This is a genomic window from Sphaerisporangium sp. NPDC088356 (assembly GCF_040685555.1).
Lineage (GTDB): Bacteria > Actinomycetota > Actinomycetes > Streptosporangiales > Streptosporangiaceae > Sphaerisporangium.
In genome coordinates this window covers 73,937-97,318 of record NZ_JBFBIK010000007.1, presented here as the reverse complement: position 1 = coordinate 97,318, position 23,382 = coordinate 73,937, and the positions used below count along the sequence as shown (strand labels likewise).

Below are 23,382 nucleotides of genomic sequence, written 5' to 3'. Positions count from 1 at the left end.
ATGGGGTTGCCTACCAGCGATGGGACGTCCGTTGCCTCTGGTACACGTTGCAGGCGCGATGTCTGTTCTTGCAAGACGAGTTCTGAATACGGGTGGTTCCGCTCAGGTTCGTGGTCGACAGGTTCTGGACGCCGTGTTGAGTGGTGGTGTTCACGACTCTCAGGTCATTCTTGTTGCGGTTGCCGTTTCCGACCGTCAAGTTGATGGGACCATGATCGTCGCTGCGGACGGTCGCCCCGGAGTTCCCACTGGTCGCCAGGACGCTCGCGTCTGCCTGCGGCGACGCGATGACCACCGGTATCACGACCACGAGCGCGGTCAGCGTCATCCACCGCGCTTTCCCGCCCATGCCGACAAGCGGATTCTCCGCACAATGGCGAGTCATTTAGGTGCACACCTGCCCTTTCATGTCGCTTTGTGGCGGACACTCACGTCAGTCGCATATCAGCGACATTAGCCCCCATACCCTGCGACCAAGCGTCAGTCCCGCTCCGAATGATGCGCGGGCAAGATAGTTACCCGCCCTTTGTCCTCTGTCATCTGCCCTCTGTCATCGCGAGGGCCGCCGATGCGGGCCCTCAGAGGTGCTCGGCGAGGAAGCGACTGGTCTCGGTGACGGCCTGCGTGACGTAGGGCTCGGTGTCGTAGAGGTCGATGTGGAGCCTGGCGTCGAGCCAGACGAGCTTCTTGGGCTCGTCCATGCGCTTGTAGGCCTCCTCGGCGCTCTCCGGGGAGCAGAAGCCGTCGACGATGCCGTGCACGAGCAGGCCGGGCTTGGGCGACAGGAAGTCGGCGCCCATCATGTTGTCCACGGTGATCAACTCGCGGATCGACGCCCGGGTGATCGTGTTCTTCCACGACGGGGACACCGAGCGCTCGGTGCCGTAGTAGGCGAACGGCTCCTCCCCCTGCATCGCCGCCTCGCCGAAGACGGCGACCGCCGGGAAGTACTCCACCGGGCCACCCCGGTCCTGCCGTTCGAACACCTCGGTGAAGGATTCCAGCGCCTCCTGGTAGCCCGCATCGGACATGCCCGACCGCATGGCGTACGGATTGTTGTACGCGCCCGCGATGCCCACGAAGGCCTTCACCCTCGGATCGAACGCCGCGAACCGGAGCGCGTACCCCGCGCCCAGGCAGATGCCGACGGCGCCCACGCGCTCGCCGTCCACCTCGGGAAGGCCGCGCAGGTACGACACGGCGGCCCGCAGGTCGCCGAGCTTTCCCTGCGGGTCCTCGTGGTGGCGCGGCGTGCCACCCGACCCGCCGAAGTTGCGGTGGTCGAAGGCCAGCGTGACGTACCCCGCCTCGGCCAGCCGGGACGCGTACAGGCCGGTGACCTGCTCCTTCACGCCGGTGAGCGGCCCGGTGAACACCAGGGCCGGATGGGGGCCCTCGCCCTCCGGCACCCTGAGGTCGCCGGCGAGCGTGATGCCGTCGGCGGTGAACTCAACTGGATCAGCCATTCGGTCAGCCATGCCGCAAGTCAACCGCCAGAACCGCCGGGCTGTTCCTCGAACCACCGCCCGAGCCACGCGACGACGGCCTCCACGAAGGCGATCTTGTTGGCCGTCCTGACCGTCTCGTGGCCCTCGTCGTCGAAGAGCAGGTAGCGGCACGGGATGCCGTGCGCGATGGCCTCGGCCACGACCTGCTCGGCCTCGTACACCGGCACGTTGGTGTCCTGCGCGCCGTGGACGACGAGCAGCGGCGCGGCCAGCTTGTCGAAGGAGTGGATGGGCGAAAGGGCCCGCAGCAGGTCGCGGTCGGCCACCGGATCGCCGTACTCGGAGACGGCCGCGGCGGCGATCCACGGCTCGGTGCGGGCGTAGAAGGTCGCGAAGTCGGCCATGCCGCACACGTCCACCCCGGCGCGGAACAGTTCGGGGTAGGTCACCAGGGCCGCGAGGGTCAGGTAGCCCCCGTACGAGCGGCCCATGCAGGCCACCCTGCCGGCGTCGGCGACGCCCGTCCGCACGAGGTGGTCCACGCAGTCGGCCACGTCGTCGATGGCGTGGAAGCGCAGCGCGTGGTTGTCGGCGTCGAGGAACGCGCGCCCGAAGCCCGAGGAGCCCCGGACGTTGGGCGCGAGCACGCTGATGCCGGCCGCCAGGAGCCGCTGGAAGAGCGGGTTGAACGTCGGGCGTTCCTGGCTCTCGGGGCCGCCGTGCAGGTAGATCACGCACGGCGTGCGGGACGGCCCGGCGCGGTACAGCCAGCCGCTCAGCTCCAGGCCGTCCCTGGCGTTGAACTGGATCAGCTCGGCCTCGATGTCGTCCGGCAGGGGGTCGTCACCGGCCACCCGGCGGTAGACGCCGGTCGCGAGGTCGCACAGCAGCACGTATGAGGGCGTGGCGGGGCCCTCCCCCGCGATCACGGCCAGGGTGCCGTCCAGGGACAGCCGGGCGGAGCTGATCACGTCGACCGGCGGCGGCGGGAGCGGCCGGGTGCCGCCCTCGATCAGGTCGGCCACCTCCAGCTCGGAGCGGCCCGCGACGTTCCAGACGAGCAGGGCCACCGTGCCGTCCACGCTGACGGAGAACCGGTCGAGCTCCGCGTCGGGACGCTCGGCGATCACCTGGGGAGCCCCGCCCATGGGCATCGCGATCAGCGCCATGCGGTCGCGGCCGGCGTTGGAGCGGATGTAGGCCACCTCGCCGTCGGGGGACAGCGTGCCGAGGTCGGTCGTCGGCGGAAGCAGCGGCCTCTCCTTCCCGAAAGGCAGGTCGGCGACCGACATCTCGCGCATGCCGCGGGGCCCGTGGCGCAGCAGCACCCGGCTGTGGTCGCGGCTCACCGCGCTCGGCCACATCAGCGGGCCGACCGCGATGGTGTCGCGGTGGCCGAGGCCCGCGTCGATGAGCACGGCCTCCGTCGAGCCGGACCCGCCCAGCTCGGCGACGAGCAGCGTCGAGCCCTGCCCGGTCCACCGCACGAACACGGCGGAGCCCCGCGCGGGGGTGTCGGTCGGCCCGGCGAGCAGGCGGCGGTCGGTGCCGTCGGGCCGTACGGCCCACACCTGTGTGTGCTCTCCCCCGCCCGGCGAGACGAGGACGGCCAGCCACTCGCCGTCGGGCGACCAGAGCACGTTGCCGACCGGCTCGGGGCCGGTGTCGATCACCCGTGCCTGCGGCATGCCCGCCGGGGGCACGGACTGGCGGCCGGTGAGCATGGCTTCGCGCCCCTCGGCCAGGTACTCGGGCAGGGGTTGGACCCAGGCGCGGGGCGAGCCGTCGCGGTCGCTGACGAACGCGACGGCCCGGTTGTCGGGCGACAGGGCGGGGAAACGGCAGATCCACGAGACGTCGACGGTCAGACTCCTTGTGCTTGAAGCCACAACTCCAGGAGTCCAAGTTGCCACAACGCGTTGGCTCCTAGTGTGGTTCTGTAGTCATCGGGCGCGGCCAGAAGCTTGTCCACCATCGCGGGACGGAACAGGCCGCGCGAACGGGCGGTCGGCCCGGTGAGGGTGTCCCGCACCATCTCCAGGAACGGCCCGTGGATGTGGCGGATCGCCGGCACGGGGAAGTAGCCCTTCGGGCGGTCGATGACCTCGTCGGGGACGATCCCCCGGGCCGCGGCCTTGAGCACGCCCTTGCCGCCGGAGGCGAGCTTCAGCTCGGGGGGGCACATGGCGGCCAGCTCGACCAGATCGTGGTCGAGGAACGGGGTGCGCGCCTCCAGCCCGAAGGCCATCGTCATGTTGTCGACCCGCTTGACCGGGTCGTCCACGAGCATGACGTTGGTGTCCAGGCGCAGCACGGCGTCGAGCGCGGTGTCGGCGCCGGGCATAGAGAGGTGCTCGCGGACGAACGCCCCGCTGGCGTCGTCGCCGAGCAGGTAGTCGGGCCCGAGGATCTCGGCCAGGCCCTCGTGGGCGCGGTCGAAGAAGACCTTCGCGTACACGTCGGCGGCCTCCCCTCGCGGCACGTTCTCCAGCGGCGGGTACCAGTCGTAGCCGGCGAAGACCTCGTCGGCGCCCTGGCCGGACTGCACGACCTTGACGTGCCGCGACACCTCCTCCGACAGCAGGTGGAAGGCGACGCAGTCATGGCTGACCATGGGCTCGCTCATCGCCGCGACGGCGTTCCGCAGGGACGGCAGCAGCCGCAGGTCGTCGACGAGGATGCGGTGGTGGTCGGTGCCGAAGCGCTGGGCGACCAGGTCGGAGTAGGCGAACTCGTCCCCCGACTCACCGCCCGCCGCGTGGAACCCGACGCTGAACGTCGCGATGTCCCGCTGCCCCTCCTGGGCGAGCAGGGCCACGATCAGGCTGGAGTCCAGACCTCCCGAAAGCAGCACGCCCACCGGCACGTCCGCCACCGTGCGCCGCCGCACGGCCACCCTGAGGGCCTCGAAGACGGCCTCACGCCACTCGCCGGGGCCCATCTCGCCCATGCCGCTCTGGAGGACGTCCAGCTGCACGGCGCCCGGCTGGAGCACCCCCGGCTCCCGGGGACGCTCGAAGGCCGGGTTCCAGTAGTGGTCGTCGTGCGCCGTGCCGTCGGGCTCGATCGTCCGCACGGTGGCGGGCGGCAGCTTCTCCACGCCGGTCAGGATCGTCCGGGGCGAGGGCACCACAGAGTGGAAGGTCATGTAGTGGTGCAGTGCGACGCGGTCGATGTCGGTGCGCACTCCGCCGCCGGCGAGCAGCGCGGGCAGGGTGGAGGCGAACCGCAGCCGCGCCGCGTCCCGGGTGAGGTAGAGCGGCTTGATGCCGAGCCGGTCGCGGCCCAGCACCAGCCGCCCGGTGTCCCGCTCGGCGACGGCGAACGCGAACATGCCCTTGAAGTGGTCCACGCACCTCCGGCCCCAGTGGCGGTATGCCTTCAGCAGCACCTCGGTGTCGGAGGTGGAGAAGAACCGGTAGCCCTCCCCCAGCAGCACCTCGCGCAGTTCCCGGTAGTTGTAGAGGCAGCCGTTGAACACCCCGGCCAGACCGGCCTCGGCGTCGACCATGGGCTGCGCCCCGCGGTCGGACAGGTCGATGATCTTCAACCGCCGGTGGCCGAGGGCCACGGGGCCGAGCGCCCACAGGCCCGTCCCGTCGGGCCCGCGCGCGGCCATGGCCGCGGTCATGCGCTCGACGGCGCCCACGTCGGCCGCGCGGCCGTCGAAACGGATCTCACCGCTGAGGCCGCACATCAGACGACCTCCCTCAGCAGCCAGGTGTCCTTGGCCCCGCCGCCCTGCGAGGAGTTGACGATCATGCTGTCGGGCGGGGCGACGCGGGTCAGCGCCGCCTGCGGCACGACCGGGTCCTTGCCGGTGAACACGAACGCGCGCAGGTCGATCACGTGCGGGCGCAGGCGCTCGCCGTCGAAGGTCGGGTGCGTGGACAGGGCGATCGTCTCCTGCGCCACCCAGCGCTCGGGGGCGGCCAGGATCTCCTCGCGGATCGCCTTCAGCTCGTCCGGCGAGGCGTCCTGGCCGATGGTCACCCCCTGGCCGCCGAATCCGTCGACCGGTTTGACCACCAGCTCCTCCAGGCGGTCGAGCACGTGCTCGCGGTCTTCCGGGTCGCGGCAGAGATAGGTCGTGACGTTGGCGAGCAGGGGACGTTCTCCCAGGTAGTAGTCGATGAGCCGGGGCACGTAGCGGTACAGGCTCTTGTCGTCGGCGACGCCGTTGCCTGGCGCGTTGGCCAGGGTGAGCGTTCCGCGTTCCATCGCGTCGAGCAGGGCGGCTCCGATCGGGCTCGCCAGCAGGTTGTCCTCCTCGATCCTGCGGTAGAGCACGTCCACGCGCCGCCCCGAGGCGTACACGATGCCGTCCCTGACCTCCAGGTCGGCGGGCTCGGCGAGGACCGCGTCCATCTCCTCGGCGAGCGTCCGGTGCTCGTAGTACGCCGGGTCGTCCGGCCCCGAGGTGATCACGCCGAGGGTGGGGTCGCTCGCGGGCGAGGCCGCGAGCAGGGCCTCGCGTAGCAGGGACGCGGTGCCCTCGGGGTCCATGACCGCCGAGCGGTCGAGCTCGGGGAGCACGTGGGCCGCCATCCGGCGGTTGCCCACCGCGTAGCCGATGCCGGAGGGCACCCGCAGGTTGTCCTCCAGCACGACCCACCGCCCGGCGCCGTCGCGGGCCACGTCCAGCCCGGCGACCGAGCATCTGATGGACCCGCCGTGCACCCGCCAGCCCGCGGGCCGGTAGCCCGGCGACTCGTCCACGGCCCACGCGGGGAGCACCCGGTCCTTGATCACCTCGCGCCTGCCGTACACGTCGCGCAGGAAGGCCTCCAGCGCGCGGACCCGCTGCGGCATCCCTTCGCGGATCTTCGCCCAGTCGTCGGCCGCGATCAGCCTCGGCACGAGGTCGACGGGCATCTTGCGGGACAGGTCGGTCGCCTCCTGGTCGGCGGCCTCCCCCTCCAGGCCTTCCGTCCCCTTGACCACGAAGGTCATGCCTGACTCGCGCATGTAGCGGTTGCGCGCGGTCTCCCGCTCGCGCAGTTCCACCGGGCCGAGCCGGTCGAGCGCCTTGAGGACCGGCTGGTACGGCTCGCGGACGGTGCCCGCGATCACGGCCTCGTCCTGCACCGCCTCGTAGCCCTTGAGCAGGCTCGTCTCCAGCCCGGGGTTCGGGCCGCCGAACTCGGTCTGCCAGCCGTCCGAGCGGGTCTCGGCCACGAGGAGGTCGACGACGTCGGACAGCGTCCCGCCGCGTTCCAGCACCCGCCGCTGGCGGGCCGCCGAGCTGCCCCTGCCCAGGGTCTCCTCGGCCAGCGTCGTCACCAGGTCCCAGTCGCCCGTGGCCTCCAGCTGGGGGCGCAGCCCGTCCAGCATCCGCCTGATCACGTCGGCGGCCGGCATCGCCGTGCCCTCGACCGGGTCGACGAGCATGCCCTCGAGCCCCGAGCGCGCCGAGCGCCAGGTCGCCGCCCGGACGAGCTCCATGCGGATCGTCGGCGTCGGGTCGTCGTTCTCGATGGCGTGCAGCTCGCGCAGGACCACGGCGCGGAAGATGCCGGCCAGCAGGACGACCTTGCCCACGCTAGGGCAGGCGTCGCACATGCGCAGCTCGACCGTGGAGACGTGCGCGGACGGGCGCACGTCGAAGTAGATCATGCCCGGGTCCATGATGACGCCGGAGCGCACGAGGTCCGCCACCATCTGGTCGTACTCGGCGGCGGACGCGAAGTGGCGGACCGGACCCGTGGTGGGCCAGCGGTTCCAGACCAGGGTGCGGTAGCTGGCGTACCCGCTGTCGGCTCCGAGCCAGTACGGCGAGCTCGCGCTGAGCGCCAGGAGCGGCGGCAGCCAGGGCGACACGCGGTGCGCGACCTCGACGGCGAGGTCGCGGTTGGCGACGTCCACGTGCACCTGCGCGCCGCAAATCAGCTGCTCACGGGTGAGGAGCTGATAGTCCTCCAGCATCTGCTCGTACCGGGCGTCCGGTGAGATCTTCAGTGCCGCCGGGTCGACCAGAGGCACCGCCCCGGCCGCCACGATCCCGAGCCCGAGCCCGTCCGCCGCCTCGATCACCGTGCGGCGCAGGGCGGTCAGGTCGTGCCCGAGATCTTCCAGGCGCACGTACGGGCGGCTGTTCGACTCGACCACCGACCGCTGCAACTCCTGCGTGAACCGCTCGCCCGGCAGCCGCTGGAGGAGATGATCGGCGCGTGGAACGAGGTGGCGCGTCTCGAGGTCCACTACGTGGAACTCCTCCTCAACGCCAACGGCGACCGACTCCGCGAGAACCGTCATTCCACCATCCTTCAGTAAGTCCATCGACCAGGGGCGTTTGATGGGCTTCTGCCCAGAAACCACCTAAATGCACGTCACGATGGGACTCTTCGGATTGTGATTTCCCCAGCACCGGGCGATGGCGGCGCGCGGGAAAGACCGGCGCTCGATCGCGCGCGCCTCACGCGCCGCCACGGGGACGGCCACCGCCGGTGGCCATGAGGGTCGCGAGCATGGAGTCGATGGCGTCGAGCCGGCGGTTCAGGTCGGCGATGTCCGCCTTGTTGGCGCTCTGCTCCTCGGGCCTCAGCGTGAGCACGAGCTGGCCGGTGGAGGCGAGCTCGCCGATCGCGACCTCGCTCATGTCGTCGCCGTTCTGCACCCGGACCGCGTGTTCCAGCTCCTGGGGATGTAGCGCGAGGCGGCGCAGGTTCTCGGTCACCGGCCGGCCGTCCTCGATCACGATGGTGGACGTTCCCTGCAGCAGGCGCGAGACCCGTTCATAGCGCACCGACAGGTGGTTCAGCAGCTCGTTGGTGCCGACCAGCGTGATCGCGCCGACCGCGCCGCCGACCAGGCTGTTGTCGTTCCCGATCACGGCGTTCTGCACGACGTTGGAGAGCAGGAAGATCACCACGAAGTCGAAGGTGTTCAGCCCCGCCAGGTTGCGCTTGCCGACCAGCCGGAAGATGAGCACGATCAGCGCGTAGATCAGCACGGTGCGGAGAAGCTTCTCGACCACGGGGATCTGGAGCGTCAGCATGTCATGCCACACGGAAGGCCTCCTCGTCAGGCTGATCGTGCCACCCTACGCACCCGCCCCTAGGAGTCGAACCCCAGCCCGAGCCTGTCGAGCGTGCGGAGCCACAGGTTGCGGCGGCCCTGGTGGGCATCCGCCCTGGCGATCGACCAGCGGGTGAGCTGGATGACCCCCGACCTGATCGGCTCGGGCGGGAACGGCACGGGCTTCTCGCGAACCATCTGCAGCTCGGTGCGCTCGGTCGGCTCCCCGGAGAGCAGGTCGAGCATCACGTTGGCGCCGAACCGCGTCGCGCCGACGCCCAGCCCCGTGTAGCCGACGGCGTACGCCAGCCGGCCCCGGTGGGCCATGCCGAAGAACGCGCTGAAGCGGCTGCACGTGTCGATCACGCCGCCCCAGCGATGGGTGAACCGCACGTCGGCGAGCTGCGGGAACGTCGTCGCGAAGTGGCCGGCCAGGGTCGCGAAGGTCGCGTCGCGCTGCTCGTACTCCTGCCTGACCATGCCGCCGTTGTAGTACACGGCGTCGTACCCGCCCCACAGGATGCGGTTCTCCTCGGTGAGCCGGTAGTAGTGGAACTGGTTGGCGCCGTCGCCGATGCCCTGCCGGTTGCGCCAGCCGACCGACTCCAGCTGAGCCGGGGTCAGCGGCTCGGTCATCAGCGCGTAGTCGTACACCGGCACCAGGAAGTTCTTCAGCCGTCCGAGCAGCGGCGGGAACACGCCCGTCCCGAGGGCGACCTTGCCCGCGCGCACCTTGCCGTGCGGGGTCATGAGCTCGATGGCGACCCCGTCGTCCTTGAGCGAGCGCACCGGGCTGTGCTCGTAGATGCGCACGCCCAGCGACAGGCACGCCTCCCGCAGACCCCACGCGAGCCGGGCGGGATCGACCATCGCGCAGCCGTCGCGGTCCCACTGCCCGCCCACGTAGGTCGGGGAGCTCACCTCGGCGCGCACCTGATCGGCGTCGAGGACGCTCACGTCCATGCCCAGCTCGCGGGCGATGCCGGTGTCCTCGGCCAGGCCGTCGAGCTGCCACGGCTCGGTGGCCACGTGCAGCTCGCCGGTCCGCTCGAAGGAGCAGCGGATGCCGTACTTCGCGACGGTCCGCTCGATCTCGTCGAGGTTCTCCTTGCCCAGCCGTACGAGCGTGGAGATCTCCTGGGGCCAGCGGGTGAGGCCGTTGCCCAGCCCGTGGGTGAGGCTGGCGACACAGAAGCCGCCGTTGCGCCCCGAGGCGGCCCAGCCGACGCGCCTGCCTTCGAGCAGGACGACGTCGAGCGAGGGGTCGCGTTCCTTGGCCATGAGGGCGGTCCACAGGCCGGAGAACCCGCCGCCGACCACTGCCAGGTCGGCGGCCGTGTCCCCGAAGAGCCGCCGCAACGGCTCGGGTTTGTCCGGACTGTCCAACCAGTACGGCTTACGCTCCGCGTCAGCCAGTGCTTTCAGCGGATCCACGATTCCACGTCCTAACGAACCACATCGGTGTTGCCTGCCCCGCGGGACCGGTGTCCCGTACCGGGGGTCGTCTGCCGCGTCAGCTTCGACGCCGGGAGGTCACCGTGTTGACCACGGCGATGGCCACGCCGACCGCGAAGATCAGCGTGCCGAGGATGTTGACCTGCGGAGGAACGCCGATGCGGACGGCTCCGTAGATCCACAGCGGGAACGTGATGGTCGCGCCGCTGGTGAACTGGGTGATGACGAAGTCGTCGATCGACAGCGCGAAGGCGAGCAGCGCGCCGGAGACCACACCCGGGAGGATCATCGGGAACGTGACCCGCCAGAACGTGATCCACGTCGAGGCGCCGAGGTCGCGCGCCGCCTCCTCGATCGACCCGTCCAGACCCACCACGCGCGCCCGTACGGTCACCGCGACGAACGAGACCGAGAACAGCACGTGCGCGAGCACGATCGTCATGAACCCGGTCTGCACGCCGAGGCTGATGAACAGTGACAGCAGCGAGGCGCCCATGACCAGCTCGGGCGAGGAGATGGCCGCGAACATCACCAGGTTGGTGGCCGCCTGGCCGCGGAAACGGTAACGGCCGAGGGCGATGCCCATCAGCGTGCCGAGCACGGTGGTGACCACGGTGGCGAGCAGGGCGATGCTGATCGAGTTCGTCACGGCGGTCGTGAGGTCGGGGTAGTCCCCGAGCCGTCCCCACCACTTGAACGTGAAACCCTGCCAGCTGACGTTGGACTTGCTCTTGGTGTCGTTGAAGCCGAACGCGATCATCACCGCGATCGGGGCGAACAGCCACAGCAGGACCAGCCAGGTGTAGCCGAACAGCAGGCGGTCGGCCCACCGGACGCGCCTGCGGCGCGGCGGGCCGATGGAGGGCTCCACCCCCTCGGCCACGGCCTCGGGCGGGAGCGCTGGGCTGAGTGGTCCGCTCATCGCGCCGCCGCCTCAAGGACGTTCTCGGTGCCGAGCGCCTTGGCGTAGACGAAGATGCCGATCAGCATCGCCGCCATCAGCGTGAAGGACAGGGCCGCGCCAGCCGGATAGTCGTTGTTCACGAGGTACTCCGTCTGGATGATGTTGCCGATCATCGTGTTGGCCGGGCCGCCGAGGATGGAGGCGTTGACGTAGTCCGAGGTCATCGGCACGAAGGTCATCAGCACCCCGGCGAACACGCCCGGCAGCGAGAGCGGGAGCACGATCTTGGTGAACGAGTCGCGCCAGGTGGAGTAGAGGTCGTACGAGGCCTCCACCACGCGGGGGTCGACCCGCTCCAGCGCGACGTAGATCGGCAGGATCATGAACGGCAGGTAGTTGTAGGTCAGGCCGCCGACCACCGCGACCGTCGTCTGCAGGACGTGGAAGTCGGCCGGCACCAGCCCCATGTCCTTCAGGGGCTGGAGCAGGATGCCGTCGTCGGCGAGCAGGAACTTCCACGACACCGTGCGCAGCACGAACGACACGAAGAAGGGCAGCAGGACGAGCAGCAGGTACGTCGACTTGCGGGCGCCGCCCTTGAACGCGATCCAGTAGGCCACCGGATACGCCAGCGCGATCGTCAGCAGCGTCCCGGCCAGGCCGTAGCCGGCGGAGCGCAGAAACTGCGTCTTGTACTCCACCAGCGCGTCGGCGAAGTTGGCGAAGTGGAACGTCTGGACGAAGCCGCTGACGACGTCGCCCTCCTGGGTGGAGACCGAGGCCATGAACACCAGCGGCACCACCAGGAAGATCACCAGCCACAGCCCGCCTGGCAGGATGAGAAGGTACGGCGCGATCTTGCGTCTCATGGTCCTAGCCTTGTGTGATCGGCTGGAAGATTCCCTCGAAGACCTTCTCCTCGGCGGACGTCAGGGTCTTGTAGGAGCGCAGCCTCGCCATGTCGGATTCGGAGGGGTAGATCAGAGGGCTGGTCGCCATGAGCTCCAGCGACTTCTTCTCGTCGCCGGTCGCCTTGTCGGCCTCGGCCTTGATGAGCTGCTGGGTGGAGGGCACCGGGGTGATGTAGGTGATGTACTTCGCCAGCGCGGCGGCGATGTCGGGCTGGTAGACGTAGTCCATCAGGGCGAGCGCGTCGACCGGGTTCTGCGCGGACTTCGGGATGCACATGTTGTCGGTCCAGATGTTGCCGCCCTCGTCGGGGACGACGAACTTCAGGTTCTGTCCCTCGGCGACCTGCTGGTAGATATCGCCGGACCAGGCCATGCAGATCCAGATGTCCCCGCGGACCAGCGCGTCCACATAATCGTTTTCATAGTATTTCCGGACAATTCCGGCGTCGCGCTGCTCCTGGAGCTTCTGGGCGGCCTTCTCCCAGTCGGCCTGCACCGACTTGTCCGGGTCGATGCCCAGCAGGAACATCCCGAAGTTCGCGATCTCCTGGCTGTCGAGGAACATCCCGACCTTGCCCTTGTACTTCGGGTTCCAGAGCTCCTTGATGCTCGTGATGTCCCCGTCGACGTACTTTGGGTTGTACGCGATGCCCGTCAGGCCCGACTGCCACGGAACCGTGTAGGTGTTGTTCGGGTCGTACGACGGGTTCTTGTACTTCGCCCCCGCGTTGGCGGCGAAGTTCGGCAGCTTGGAGTGGTCGAGCGGCACCAGATACCCGAGCGCGATCGCCCGGCCGAGCTGGATGCCGTTGGTCATGACCATCACGTCGTAACCGATGTCCTGCCCGGCGGCGAGCTGCGGCTGGATCTTGCCGAACCAGGTGGAGTTGTCCTGGATGGCCTCCTGGTAGGTCACCTTGATGCCGGTGTCCTTGGTGAACTTCTCCAGGCTCGGGTACCGCTTGCCCTCTTTGTCGATGTAGAGGGGCCAGTTGGCGAAGCGGACGGTGCCGTTCTTCTTCTTGTCGGCCCAGTAGCCGGCGGCGGCGCTCGCCTTCGGGGGCGCGACCTTCTTCCCCTGGACGCCGCAGGCGGCGAGGCCGAGGGCCGCGGCGGACAGGCCCGCCACGCGGAAGGCGTCGCGGCGGGTGATGGCGGAGCCGCCACCGACGCGGCTCTGGGTCAGGCCGCGCAGGAACGCGAGGTCACGAGGAGGGTTGGTCATGAGGTGGTTCAACTTCCAATCGCGTACGAGTGTTGCGGCTGCCACGACAGCCAGACGGAGTCACCGCGCTCCGCCGTGATGCTGCTGTCCCTGGCGTTCTGCTCGAAGACCGTGAACTCGGCGCCACCCGCGAGGTTCACGGCGTAGCTGTTGTAGGTGCCGAGGTAGACGACCTCGGCCACGGTGCCGCGTACGGCACTGAGGTCCCCGCCCGGCTCCTCGTGCGAGATCCTGATCTTCTCCGGCCGTACGGTCACCTCGACCGCACCGCCCTCGAGCGTGCCGTCCGCCACCGGCACCAGCACCCGGTCGCGATCCCCGACCCTGATCGTGGCCGTGCCGCCGCTGACCGCCTCGGCCGTGCCGCTCAGCAGGTTGGAGGTGCCGATGAACCCCGCCACGAACTTGGTCGCGGGACGCTCGTAGATCTCCCTGGGCCCGGCGAGCTGCTCGACCAGGCCGTCGTTCATGACGGCGATGCGGTCGCTCATGGTGAGCGCCTCGTTCTGGTCGTGGGTGACGTAGACGAACGTGATGCCGACCTCGCGCTGGATCCTCTTGAGCTCAATCTGCATCGCCTGCCGGAGCTTGAGGTCCAGCGCGCCGAGCGGCTCGTCCAGGAGCAGCGCCCGGGGGTTGTTGACCAGGGCGCGCGCGAGGGCGACCCGCTGCTGCTGGCCGCCCGACATCTCGCGCGGGCGCCGCTTCTCGCGGCCGGTGAGGTCGACGATCTCCAGCATCTCGCCGACCCGGCGCTTGATCTCCTGGTCGGGTACGCGCTTGCGCCGCAGCCCGAACGCCACGTTCTCCCAGACGTTCATGTGCGGGAAGAGCGCGTAGGACTGGAAGACCATGTTCACGTCGCGCTTGTTCGGCGGTACGTCGGTGACGTCCTGCCCGTGCAGCCGTACGGTGCCCCGTGTGGGGTCCTCGAACCCCGCGATCATCCGCATGGTGGTGGTCTTGCCACAGCCCGACGGGCCGAGCATGGAGAAGAACTCGCCTTCGGCGATCGCCAGGCTGACGCCCTTGACGGCCTGTACGACCTCACCGTGCGCTTGGTATTCCTTGACGACCCCGTCGAGTTCGATGGCGGGCACCGGGGAGATGTCGGAGGCGACCGCGGAGGTCGCCTCCTTGCCCGCCTGGATTTCGGTCATTCCAGGCTATCCCTCTTCTATGTCGGCAGCCGCGCGCCGTTTTCGTGCGTAGGTGCTGCCGCGATGATCATTCACCGATGTAGTGCATGACGTGCTTGACCCGGGTGTAGTCGTGCAGGCCGAAGACCGACAGGTCCTTGCCGTAGCCCGAGTGCTTGAATCCGCCGTGCGGCATCTCCGAGACGAACGGGATGTGGGTGTTCACCCAGACCACGCCGAAGTCGAGCCGCCGGGACATGCGCATCGCACGGCCGTGGTCGGAGGTCCACACCGAGGCCGACAGGCCGTACTTGACGTCGTTGGCCTTGGTGACGGCCTCGGCCTCGTCGGAGAAGGTCTGGACCGTGATGACCGGCCCGAAGACCTCGGTCTGGATCATCTCGTCGTCCTGCTTGAGGCCGTCGACGACGGTCGGCTCGAACAGGTAGCCCTTCTCGCCGACGCGCTTGCCGCCGGTGACGACCTTCGCGTGGCCGGGCACTCTTTCGAGGAAGCCCTCGACCCGGGCGAGCTGGTTCTCGTTGTTGAGCGGGCCGTAGTAGGCGTCCTCGGTGTCCAGGCCACCGGTCTTGGTCGCCGCCGCCGCCTCGGCCAGCGCCGCCACGAAGGGCTCGTGGATGCTCTCGTGCACGAGGACCCTGCAGGCGGCGGTGCAGTCCTGCCCCGCGTTGTACAGGCCGGCTCCCGCGATCGCCTCGGCGACGGCGCCGATGTTCTTGACGTCGTCGAACACGACGACCGGCGCCTTGCCTCCGAGCTCCAGGTGGACCCGCTTGAGGTCCTCGGCCGCGGACTTGGCGACCTGCACGCCCGCGCCCACCGAGCCGGTGATCGCGACCATGGACGCGGACGGGTGGCCGACGACCCTGGCGCCGGTCTCCCGGTCGCCGACGACGACGTTGAACACGCCCGCCGGAAGGATCTCCCCCATGATCTCGGCCAGCTTGACCGTGGAGACCGGGGTGGTGTCGGACGGCTTGAGCACGACCGTGTTGCCGGCGGCCAGCGCCGGGGCGATCTTCCAGACCGCCATCATCATGGGGTAGTTCCAGGGAGTGACCTGGCCCACGACGCCGATCGGCTCGTGCCGGATCACCGAGGTGTGGTCGGCGAGGAACTCACCGGAGGTGGGGCCCTCCAGCGTGCGCGCGGCGCCCGCGAAGAAGCGGAAGTGGTCGGCGGCGGGCGGGATCTCGTCCTCCGCCATGCGCGCACGGGGCTTGCCCGTATTGAGGCACTCCGCCTCGACAAGCTCCTCGCCGCGTGCTTCGATGGCGTCAGCGATCTTCAACAGGTAACCGGCACGTTCGCCCGGCGTAGTCTGCCCCCACGACTCGAAGGCGGCGACCGCCGCGGCGTAGGCTGCGTCGACGTCCTCTTGGCCGGAGACAGGCGCCTGGAGGTAGACCTCCCCGGTGCTCGGATCGATCACATCGGAGAACTGGCCGCTCCTGGCGTCCGCAAGCTCACCGTTGATGAAGTTCTGCAGACGGGTGGTCAACGTTGACCTCCTCGTGAGGTGGCTGAGTTGTCGCGACTCTGACAGAGGTCAGGCGGGACGACAAGGGATTTCGTCGCGAATATATCAAATTGCTACGAAATCGCTTGACAGAGGATGATGAACTGACAACATGTCGCACCAGGACGGCAACACGGCGGGAACGCCTCCGTAATCAGTTTGCGGTAGGCGACGGAGTGCCTGGTCCGCCGGCCTGGACGGGGTGCGCCCGCCGAGGCCGGCAGGGTGTTAGGGAGGACGCACGGAGATGACGACGCCGCCGAAGGCCCGACGGGACAACAACCACGACGCCAGGCCGGGTCCGGTGGTTCTGGACGAGATCTCCAAGCAGATCATCGAGCAGCTTCAGGCGGACGGGCGCAAGCCGTACGCCGCCATAGGAAAAGCCGTCGGACTGTCCGAGGCGGCGGTGCGCCAGCGCGTGCAGCGCCTGCTGGACGCCGGCGTGATGCAGATCGTCGCCGTCACCGATCCGCTCACGCTGGGCTTCCCCCGGCAGGCGATGATCGGCATCAAGTGCGAGGGCGACCTCGAGACCGTCGCCGACAAGCTGGCCTCCATCGACGAGATCGACTACGTCGTCCTCACCGCGGGGTCGCTCGACATCATGGTGGAGGTCGTCTGCGAGGGTGACAACCACCTCCTGGAGATCCTCGGCAAGATCCGGGCCATCCCCACCGTCCGGGCGACCGAGACGTTCGTCTACCTCAAACTGCGCAAGCAGACCTACTCATGGGGCACCCGCTGATCGGATGCCCGGCGGCGTTCCCCGCCGCGCGGGCACCGCGGTAGACAGGTCAGACGGGCTGCTCCTGCCCCGCGACCAGGGCGCCTTTGCGGTCGAGGACATCGGCGATCTCGGCGAGGAAGGCGTCCACCTGGGCCACGGCGTAGCCGGTCTTGAACACCACGGTGGAGAAGGTCGCCTTCCCGACCTGGTCGGCGGTGAGCGGGTGATCGGTCGTCCCGCGCAGGGTCGCGACGATCCGGTCGAGGAACACGTCGACCTCGTCCTCGTTGTAGCCGGCCCCGAGCCGCCCGGGGCGGAACAGGACCCGTTCGACCCGCACCGCCTGCGTCTCCAGCCAGGCCGCCATCAGGGCCTCCGCGACGGGCTGCTGCCCATTCGGGGCCTCCGGCGTCTTGGATCCGCCCGGCGACTCGCCGAGCCCCGGCAGCGTGGGCGCCTCGTCGTCCTCCTCCACCGGTTCTTCCGTGGAGTCCTGCGGCGCCACCTGGTGGAGTCCACCCCTCACCGGCTCGCGCACGCCCGCTACCCACTCCCCCGGGACATCTACCGGCAGCGGCTGTGCGGGGTCCCCGAACCCCTCCGCCACCGGGCTTCCCAGAACGCCGCCGGATCGCTCCATCACCGGTGCGGGCTGGGGAAACGCGGAAGCCGTAGCGCCACGGGTCTCGACCGCGACCACAAAGGCGTCCAGCGCGTAGTCGACGGCCACCTCGTTGTAGCCGCCGAGTTTCGTGGCGAAGCGCGCCATTCGGATCTCGTCGGCCGTGACCGGGGCACCCTCCAGCAGCCCTCGCCCCAGCGTCGCCTCGATGCGCACGATCAGCGCGTCGACCTGGTCGGGGTCGTATCCGGTCCGCACCCCCAGCACTCGTGGAAAGCGGTTCACGCCTTATCCTCCCGGTTCACACCCCCGCATTTATTACTCTTCTTTACCATTCTGAGGGGATGACATGGGGAAATCCAGACTGTTACCCATTCCCCGGTAGGCTTCCGAACCTATGCGGCTTGCCAACCTCTCCTACCGCTACGCCCGCCGCGCCCCCTGGGTCCTGCACGAAGTGGACCTGGACCTGCCCCCGGGCACGGTCGCCGAGGTGACGGGGCGCAATGGCGCGGGCAAGTCGACGTTGCTGAGGCTGCTGGCCGGCACCGCGCGTCCGAGCCGGGGATCGGTCTCCGGCCGTCCCGCGGTCGTCGGGTACGCGCCCGAGATCTTCCCGGTGGAGCAGCCGTTCACGGTCTCCGCGTACCTGTCCCACATGGCCGCCGTCCGGGGGACCGAGGCGACCTCGATGGAGCGGTGGGTCGACCGCCTGGGCATGGCCGCGCTCCTCGACGTGCCGCTCGGCGACCTGTCCAAGGGCAGCGCCCACAAGGTCGGGCTCGCCCAGGCCCTGCTCGTCCCGCCCGGCCTGCTGATCCTCGACGAGCCGTTCTCCGGCCTGGACGAGCAGACCCGTGCGGAGCTTCCCCGCGTCATCGACGAGGTCGCGGCGGCCGGCGGCATCGTCGTGGTCAGCGACCACCAGAACGGCCTCACGGCTCACCCCGGCGTCACCCACCTGAGGGTCGAGAACGGCACCGTCCGCGCGGTGGCCTTGGCCGGGATACAGGACCTGGCGCGGGACGGATCCCCCGGCGACGCCCCGGCACGATCGATCATCGAGGTGCTGGTGGACGCCGGCGACGCCGAGGCGGTCGCGCGGAAGCTCCAGGCCGAGGGTTACGAGGCCAGGATCCGAGGAGAGGCGCGATGAGGCCCACGGCGTTGCTCGCAGGGTTCAAGATCTCGGCGTACCTGAGGTCCCACCGCATCGTGCAGCCGTTCGTGGGGCTGCTGGCCGTCATGATCATCCTGTACTCCTCCCGCGTGGCCCCGGGCCAGGAGCTTCCCTCGTACGGCGACTCGGCGGCGCTGCTCGTCCCCGTCTTCGCGTGGGCGACCAGAGGACTGCTCGACACCGAGCCGGACGTGCAGCGACTGATCTCCATCACTGCGGCGGGGCGGCCCGGCCGCGAGGTGGCGGCCGGCCTCGCCGCTTCGGCGCTCGTCAGCGCGGGCCTGGCCTTCCTCGCCCTCGTGCTGCCGCCGGCCATCGGCTTCCAGGCGGTGCCCGGCACGGCGGTGCTGCTCGGCGGTCTGGCCCTGCACGTGCTCTCGGTGCTCACCGGCATCGCCCTCGGTGCGCTCTCCAGCCGTCCCATCCTGCCGGACGCGGCGACCTCGGCGCTGACGATGCTCGGAGGCTACGTCGCCATCTTGCTGCTCAGCCTCGCGCCCATCACCTGGCTCACGGTCCCGATCATCAGCTGGATGCGCGCGGCCGGACAGGACGCCTTCCTGAGCCGGTCGCTTCCGGGCCTCGCGACCGTGACCGTCTTCTGGTGCGCGCTGGCCCTCGTCACCTACATCCGGCTCCGCCGCACACGGCCATAGCCGGTCCTGTCACCCCCGTACGGGCTACTCACCTCGCAAGCTTTCGGCGCCGCGGCGGGCGAGGGCGTCGGCGCGTTCGTTCCCGGGGTGCCCGGCGTGGCCCTTGACCCAGAGCCACTCCACCTCGTGGCCGGCGGTGGCCGCCTCCAGCCGCTGCCACAGGTCGGCGTTCTTGACCGGCTGCCTGGCGGCCGTCTTCCAGCCGTTGCGCTTCCAGCCGTGCACCCACTTGGTGATGCCGTTGCGGACGTACTGGCTGTCGGTGTGCAGGCGTACGGTCACCGGACGCGTCAGGCTTTCCAGCGCCTTGATGGCGGCCATCAGCTCCATACGATTGTTGGTGGTCTGCGCCTCGCCGCCGTAGATCTCTTTCTCCGTGCCGCCATAACGCAGCACGGCACCCCACCCACCCGGGCCCGGATTGCCGCTGCACGCGCCGTCGGTGTAGATGTCCACGGCCTTTCCGGCCGCCTTCTCCTGATCCTGCACAGCCGTCATGCGCTCCTGCCCATCGGTCTCACGGTCGGCATCAGTCCTACCATTCCATCCGCCCGCGCCAGGATTCCCTCCACACCACCGACCGGCCACGCCGCGCCTGGCCCCCCGCCAGCACCTCCACGACGCGGTTCAACCACGACTTGCAGCCTGGACGTGCAGGAGAAATCCAGCCGCTTGCTCCCAACAGGGTGGGCTGCCCGATTGGTGTGATCACTTGCTTCGCGTGGGGTTACGGTACGACTTTCGGCGCCATCGGTGCTGGTCAGAATCCATGAGAGATGGGTGATGCACTCAGCGGACGGGGGATTGAGCTGTTCCGGGGTACAGCGTCATATTGGTCTCCAGCGCCCCTGCCACGCGAACTTTCGCGGGAACGCGGACAGGGGCGCCCCGCCTGGCACGGCTTCACCGTGCTGTACGGCCTGTTGATAACCGCCTGCCGTCCTGCCATGCCGGTTACGATGCAATGGCTTCTGCTCTGGAATCTCTACCCGCGAGGAGACCAGGCAAATGGGGGAATTTGTCGGCATAAATCCGCAAGGCGCCCAAAATCTGCTTTCCGCCATGGGCGAAACTGTCCAGCGCGCCGCGGCATTGAAGCCGTATCTGTCCGCGTCGATTGCCGAAGCGGATGACGACTGGCCCGCCGGCCCCGGAACCGAGGTACTCGACCGGTGCTGGCAGTTTCTCACCGCCGCGATGCGCGATCTGAACTGGCGCACTCAGACGATCCAGCGAGTCGAGACCGCCTCACAGCAGCACGGGGTGAAGGGCGCGGAGTTCGTCTTTCCCAGCGCCGAGTCCGCACATGCCTCCGGAGTCATCGCGGGTGACGCGGTGAAAGCGGCCTGGACTGCTTATCAGACGGATCCCAGCCTGGTGAACTGGCGCGGCCTTCAGTCCGCTCTAGCGGATCGACAAGGCAAGACGACCGATACCGAGTACGCGGCGGGACTGCTCGCGCAGTTGGGCCCCTCAGCGTTCACCGGTATTCTCCGGGCCGAAAGCAGGAAGCACCAGAACAGCCGTTCCGGCTACAGCCCAGCGGACCTGGCAAGGGCGAAGAACGACCTCGGCCCACTGGCGGAGGCGTTCGCCGCAGCCGACTCGACCGGCAAGGCCCCCGCCAATCTGCGGGCTCGACTCCTCGACCACAGCCCGATGGACGACCTGGCCGCCCTGCTCGCGCTGGCTCCCCAGTCACCCGCCTTCGTAGTGGCGGCAGGGACCAAACTCGCCAAGTCGAGCGGGCACAGAAGTCCGGACCCGGACTGGAACACCCACTGGCTCGTCAAGGCACTGAACAAGGACCTCGCTGCCACCCAGCAACTGCTGGCCACCGGCGACAACGCGGCACTGCTCTTACGTCCCGAGGTCGTCAAGGGCACGGGCGCCCCGGGCTTCGAGAACATGCTCGCCGACACCCTGGACAAGGCCCTCGCCCCCGGCGCCGGCGACGACAACCTCCGCCGAGACGCGTGGATCGCCACCATCAAGGTCTTCAGCAATCACTCCGCCTGGCCCTCCTTCGTGCCTTCTCTGCGCGAAGGGAAACTCACCACAGCTTCACCCGTGGGCCAAGTCCTCGCCCGGCACCTACACCAGTATTTTCCCGAGCTCGCGGATGTCTGGATGGACAGGAAGGATGCGACGCAAGGCTCTGGATTGGCCTGGAAGGGACTGACCGCCGATCAGGTGAGCTCATTTCTCGGTGGCCTGCTGCGTGACCCCGCAGCGTTACCGATTTTGGAAAAAAACTACCGGGCCTTCGTTGGCGGTCTGAATCTTGGAAAGGTCAATCCATTTGGTGACGCACCCACCGAAGAAGAGAGGGAAGCACAACGAACCAACTTCCTTAATAGCGCGAAGAAAGCCGGTGGACTCGCGTCACTGTTCATAAGCGGCCTTCATGAGGCCGACCTCAGCGCGGAGGAGGCACGCGGCTTGTACGCGCAAGTCTTGATGTTCCCCCTTGACATGGCAGCGGGCGCGGTCGCAGGTCAGATGGGCGGCAAACTCGTCGTGGAGACCGCTATCGGTAAGGCGTTCGACATCGCCATTAAGGGGCCAGCCCAAGACCTTGTTGAGCAACTCTGGGACCTGGCACCGCCAGGCGAGGCATCCAATCTCTCAGATCAGCTGCTCAAAGTCCAGATGGATGCACTAGACCAGTCTTTGCGAGAACACCACGTGGGCACTTTGAGCGAGAGCGACAAAGAGTACCTTCAGTTCACGTTCAAGGGCATGCTATACGATGCTCTACATCACGCCCTCGAAGAGAGGGACGGGTGAACCATGACGAATTCAGGAGAGTCGCAACGGATAGCCGACGAAAGAGAGCTCCTCGCCCACCGATTCGACAGTTACGCGAGAGACCTCGAGACGTTTTTCGCTCGAATCAAGACGGGCTCGGTCGATGGCGGAGACGTTTGGACGGGGCCGGCAGCCGAGCGCTTCGTTGGCGATCTGGCCCAACGGCAAGCCGACATTGAGCGGCTCATCAGTCAATGTCGCGCCGCTGCCACGAACCTGCGGCGCAGCGCAGACCAGATGAGGCGGCAGGCACAATAGGCGACACTCCTCCACTCTAGAGAGTTTACTTAGGGAAACATTCAGTTTTACCGATGATAACAATGTTAGGTTGGCCGTCCTGGGCGGTGATGGTGAAGAGGATGCCCGGAGGATTCTTGTGCAGCATACGCACACTACGACCGGGCTGGCCGGCGCCGCTCGCCGACGTATCCTGCAGGTACCCCCTCTGGCGTAGCTCCGAGTCCAGCGTCAGAGCTGCGAGATCGGGCAGCATGGCCGGAAACAGTTTGCTGCTGGGGAAGGCACCTACGATCTTGTATACACTTCGCCTGGTGCCCTCCTGACAATCTGAGCTGTCGGCCATATTTGTAATTCTCTTGTCATGGATGTAATCAAGTCGGCTCATAGCACCCCCGTCCTCGTTCAGAACGCGAGAGGCTTCGTCGAAGGTTGAGTCGCTGCTACACGCGGAGAGCAAGAGGACCACCAAGGCGCACACCGCGACAGGTCGCATTCTGACGACTCTACCGACCAGTCGTGCCGTGTGGGGAGTCACACGACCGGAACGTGACCGGCGTCGCTCGAGAGGGAGGGGCTGGGAGTTTGAGTCGCGGCCCGTTCGCATTGTCACAGCCAATGTGGCAGGCGTGCTCATGACGCTTTATGCCGCACATGATCACGCCTGTCTGATGGCCGACGGAGGCACTCGCTGTCGACAATCTTCCGTCATGGCACAGACGGGCTACTCGCTTCATGCGTCGGCACGAGGCAGTCGGTCTTGCCGATGATCTCGACGTTGGGCACCGACGACCGCATGACCAGCGTGACGGTCAGGCCGGGCTTCTTCTTGCGCCACACCCCGACCCTGCGGCCGGATTGGACCGAACTGGTGCTGTGGTCAAGCTCGTATCCCAGGCCCAGGAGCGCGTATCCGAAGGGTAGCCCAGCCAGATCGACCTGTTTCTTCGCACTGATCGCTTTGCTTGTCCCCAGATCGCCGATGAACCGGTAGGAGCGACGAGCTGTGCCCTCCGGGCATGCGATGGGGTCGTCACCATCCTTGCCGGTCTCGTCAGTGACCCTCTTGTTCTCCAGATAGTGGAAGGTCGCCAGCTCGTTGCCGTCCTTGGCGAGTATCCGGGCGGCTTCGTCGAGAGTGGCGGGGCTGTCGCATGCGGCGGTGGGCAGCAGCAGGAGAGCACACACCGCGACACGAGGCACTCTCATAGCCCTGCCGATCGCCCATGCCCGTGGGGAGTCGTACGCCCGGGTGACACTCGGCCAGTATCCGAGCGACAGCGGGGTCCGGCCGGTTTCGCGGCCGACATCGTGGCCGGCACTCTTCCGCATGCGAGCAGAGCCCTTCATCGTGACGGATGGACTTCGGTGATGAGCTGCTCGTGAGCTTTGAAGACGTCCGTTCCACCCGCATCATGCGATCTTTACCTCCGCCGGAGACACTTGTTACCCGGGCAAAGGAAAGCGGTACGGCTTGCGAGTGCCTGCTTTCTGATTTGCCGCCACG

At 68.2% G+C, this 23,382-nt stretch carries 21 protein-coding genes; 4 read left to right on the top strand and 17 right to left on the bottom strand.

Translation table 11 applies throughout. The annotated features are described in order from the left end of the window. Positions 1 to 10 precede the first annotated feature (10 nt). From AB0O34_RS05135 to AB0O34_RS05080, 12 genes are all read right to left on the bottom strand, one after another. Positions 11 to 328: a hypothetical protein gene (locus tag AB0O34_RS05135; RefSeq protein ID WP_363912784.1), complete on the bottom strand. Its 318-nt coding sequence runs from the start codon at positions 326 to 328 to the stop codon at positions 11 to 13. Positions 329 to 578: 250 nt separating this feature from the next. Then, on the bottom strand, positions 579 to 1,466 hold the full coding sequence (locus AB0O34_RS05130; protein ID WP_363912782.1) for an alpha/beta hydrolase: 888 nt from the start codon (positions 1,464 to 1,466) through the stop codon (positions 579 to 581). 20 nt (positions 1,467 to 1,486) lie between these two features. Further along, entirely contained in the window at positions 1,487 to 3,337 is a 1,851-nt protein-coding gene (locus AB0O34_RS05125; protein ID WP_363912780.1) for an alpha/beta fold hydrolase, read from the bottom strand. Continuing rightward, positions 3,313 to 5,145, bottom strand: coding sequence for an N-acetylglutaminylglutamine amidotransferase (locus AB0O34_RS05120; RefSeq protein WP_363912778.1), 1,833 nt, complete (start codon positions 5,143 to 5,145; stop codon positions 3,313 to 3,315). The genes AB0O34_RS05125 and AB0O34_RS05120 overlap by 25 nt, the downstream gene beginning before the upstream one ends. Further along, positions 5,145 to 7,703, bottom strand: a complete 2,559-nt coding sequence (locus AB0O34_RS05115) for a carboxylate--amine ligase/circularly permuted type 2 ATP-grasp protein (RefSeq protein WP_363912776.1) — start codon at positions 7,701 to 7,703, stop codon at positions 5,145 to 5,147. The genes AB0O34_RS05120 and AB0O34_RS05115 overlap by 1 nt, the downstream gene beginning before the upstream one ends. A gap of 160 nt (positions 7,704 to 7,863) precedes the next feature. Next, complete coding sequence (locus AB0O34_RS05110; RefSeq protein ID WP_363912774.1) at positions 7,864 to 8,457, bottom strand: YetF domain-containing protein; 594 nt, start codon at positions 8,455 to 8,457, stop codon at positions 7,864 to 7,866. Between the two features lie 47 nt (positions 8,458 to 8,504). Beyond that, positions 8,505 to 9,899 (bottom strand): FAD-dependent oxidoreductase, encoded by a 1,395-nt coding sequence (locus tag AB0O34_RS05105; RefSeq protein ID WP_363912772.1) that lies wholly within the window; start codon positions 9,897 to 9,899, stop codon positions 8,505 to 8,507. A 79-nt stretch (positions 9,900 to 9,978) separates the two neighbouring features. Then, positions 9,979 to 10,842, bottom strand: a complete 864-nt coding sequence (locus AB0O34_RS05100) for an ABC transporter permease (RefSeq protein ID WP_363912770.1) — start codon at positions 10,840 to 10,842, stop codon at positions 9,979 to 9,981. Beyond that, positions 10,839 to 11,693: an ABC transporter permease gene (locus AB0O34_RS05095; protein WP_363912768.1), complete on the bottom strand. Its 855-nt coding sequence runs from the start codon at positions 11,691 to 11,693 to the stop codon at positions 10,839 to 10,841. Before AB0O34_RS05095 ends, AB0O34_RS05100 begins: the two co-directional genes overlap by 4 nt. Before the next feature lie 4 nt (positions 11,694 to 11,697). Then, positions 11,698 to 12,960 (bottom strand): spermidine/putrescine ABC transporter substrate-binding protein, encoded by a 1,263-nt coding sequence (locus tag AB0O34_RS05090; RefSeq protein WP_363912766.1) that lies wholly within the window; start codon positions 12,958 to 12,960, stop codon positions 11,698 to 11,700. A gap of 8 nt (positions 12,961 to 12,968) precedes the next feature. Continuing rightward, entirely contained in the window at positions 12,969 to 14,120 is a 1,152-nt protein-coding gene (locus AB0O34_RS05085) for an ABC transporter ATP-binding protein (RefSeq protein ID WP_363912764.1), read from the bottom strand. 67 nt (positions 14,121 to 14,187) lie between these two features. Continuing rightward, a complete protein-coding gene (locus AB0O34_RS05080) occupies positions 14,188 to 15,621 on the bottom strand; it encodes a gamma-aminobutyraldehyde dehydrogenase (RefSeq protein ID WP_363912762.1) in 1,434 nt (477 codons plus the stop codon). A 265-nt stretch (positions 15,622 to 15,886) separates the two neighbouring features. Here AB0O34_RS05080 and AB0O34_RS05075 point away from each other — a divergent pair, with 265 nt between their 5' ends. Then, the gene (locus AB0O34_RS05075; RefSeq protein ID WP_363912760.1) at positions 15,887 to 16,387 is read left to right on the top strand and encodes an Lrp/AsnC family transcriptional regulator; all 501 of its coding nucleotides are present in this window, start codon (positions 15,887 to 15,889) and stop codon (positions 16,385 to 16,387) included. 49 nt (positions 16,388 to 16,436) lie between these two features. On the opposite strand, the gene AB0O34_RS05070 is transcribed toward AB0O34_RS05075, so the two are convergent. After that, entirely contained in the window at positions 16,437 to 17,276 is an 840-nt protein-coding gene (locus AB0O34_RS05070; protein WP_363912758.1) for a DivIVA domain-containing protein, read from the bottom strand. A gap of 112 nt (positions 17,277 to 17,388) precedes the next feature. Between AB0O34_RS05070 and AB0O34_RS05065 the strand changes: the two genes are divergently transcribed. Together AB0O34_RS05065 and AB0O34_RS05060 are read left to right on the top strand one after the other, a co-directional pair. Continuing rightward, a complete protein-coding gene (locus AB0O34_RS05065; protein WP_363912756.1) occupies positions 17,389 to 18,147 on the top strand; it encodes an ATP-binding cassette domain-containing protein in 759 nt (252 codons plus the stop codon). Next, positions 18,144 to 18,827, top strand: a complete 684-nt coding sequence (locus tag AB0O34_RS05060) for a hypothetical protein (protein ID WP_363912754.1) — start codon at positions 18,144 to 18,146, stop codon at positions 18,825 to 18,827. The genes AB0O34_RS05065 and AB0O34_RS05060 overlap by 4 nt, the downstream gene beginning before the upstream one ends. 24 nt (positions 18,828 to 18,851) lie before the next feature. Here the strand turns inward: AB0O34_RS05060 and rnhA are convergent, their stop codons facing one another. Further along, positions 18,852 to 19,325, bottom strand: a complete 474-nt coding sequence (gene rnhA, locus AB0O34_RS05055) for a ribonuclease HI (protein ID WP_363912752.1) — start codon at positions 19,323 to 19,325, stop codon at positions 18,852 to 18,854. Between the two features lie 510 nt (positions 19,326 to 19,835). On the opposite strand from rnhA, the gene AB0O34_RS05050 reads away from it, so the two are divergent. Beyond that, positions 19,836 to 21,617 (top strand): hypothetical protein, encoded by a 1,782-nt coding sequence (locus AB0O34_RS05050; protein ID WP_363912750.1) that lies wholly within the window; start codon positions 19,836 to 19,838, stop codon positions 21,615 to 21,617. Between the two features lie 12 nt (positions 21,618 to 21,629). On the opposite strand, the gene AB0O34_RS05045 is transcribed toward AB0O34_RS05050, so the two are convergent. The 3 genes from AB0O34_RS05045 to AB0O34_RS05035 all read right to left on the bottom strand — a co-directional run bounded on the left by AB0O34_RS05045 (position 21,630) and on the right by AB0O34_RS05035 (position 23,078). Next, the gene (locus AB0O34_RS05045) at positions 21,630 to 21,893 is read right to left on the bottom strand and encodes a hypothetical protein (protein ID WP_363912748.1); all 264 of its coding nucleotides are present in this window, start codon (positions 21,891 to 21,893) and stop codon (positions 21,630 to 21,632) included. 28 nt (positions 21,894 to 21,921) lie between these two features. After that, positions 21,922 to 22,263, bottom strand: a complete 342-nt coding sequence (locus AB0O34_RS05040; RefSeq protein WP_363912746.1) for a hypothetical protein — start codon at positions 22,261 to 22,263, stop codon at positions 21,922 to 21,924. 320 nt (positions 22,264 to 22,583) lie between these two features. Further along, on the bottom strand, positions 22,584 to 23,078 hold the full coding sequence (locus AB0O34_RS05035; protein ID WP_363912744.1) for a hypothetical protein: 495 nt from the start codon (positions 23,076 to 23,078) through the stop codon (positions 22,584 to 22,586). Positions 23,079 to 23,382 lie beyond the last annotated feature (304 nt).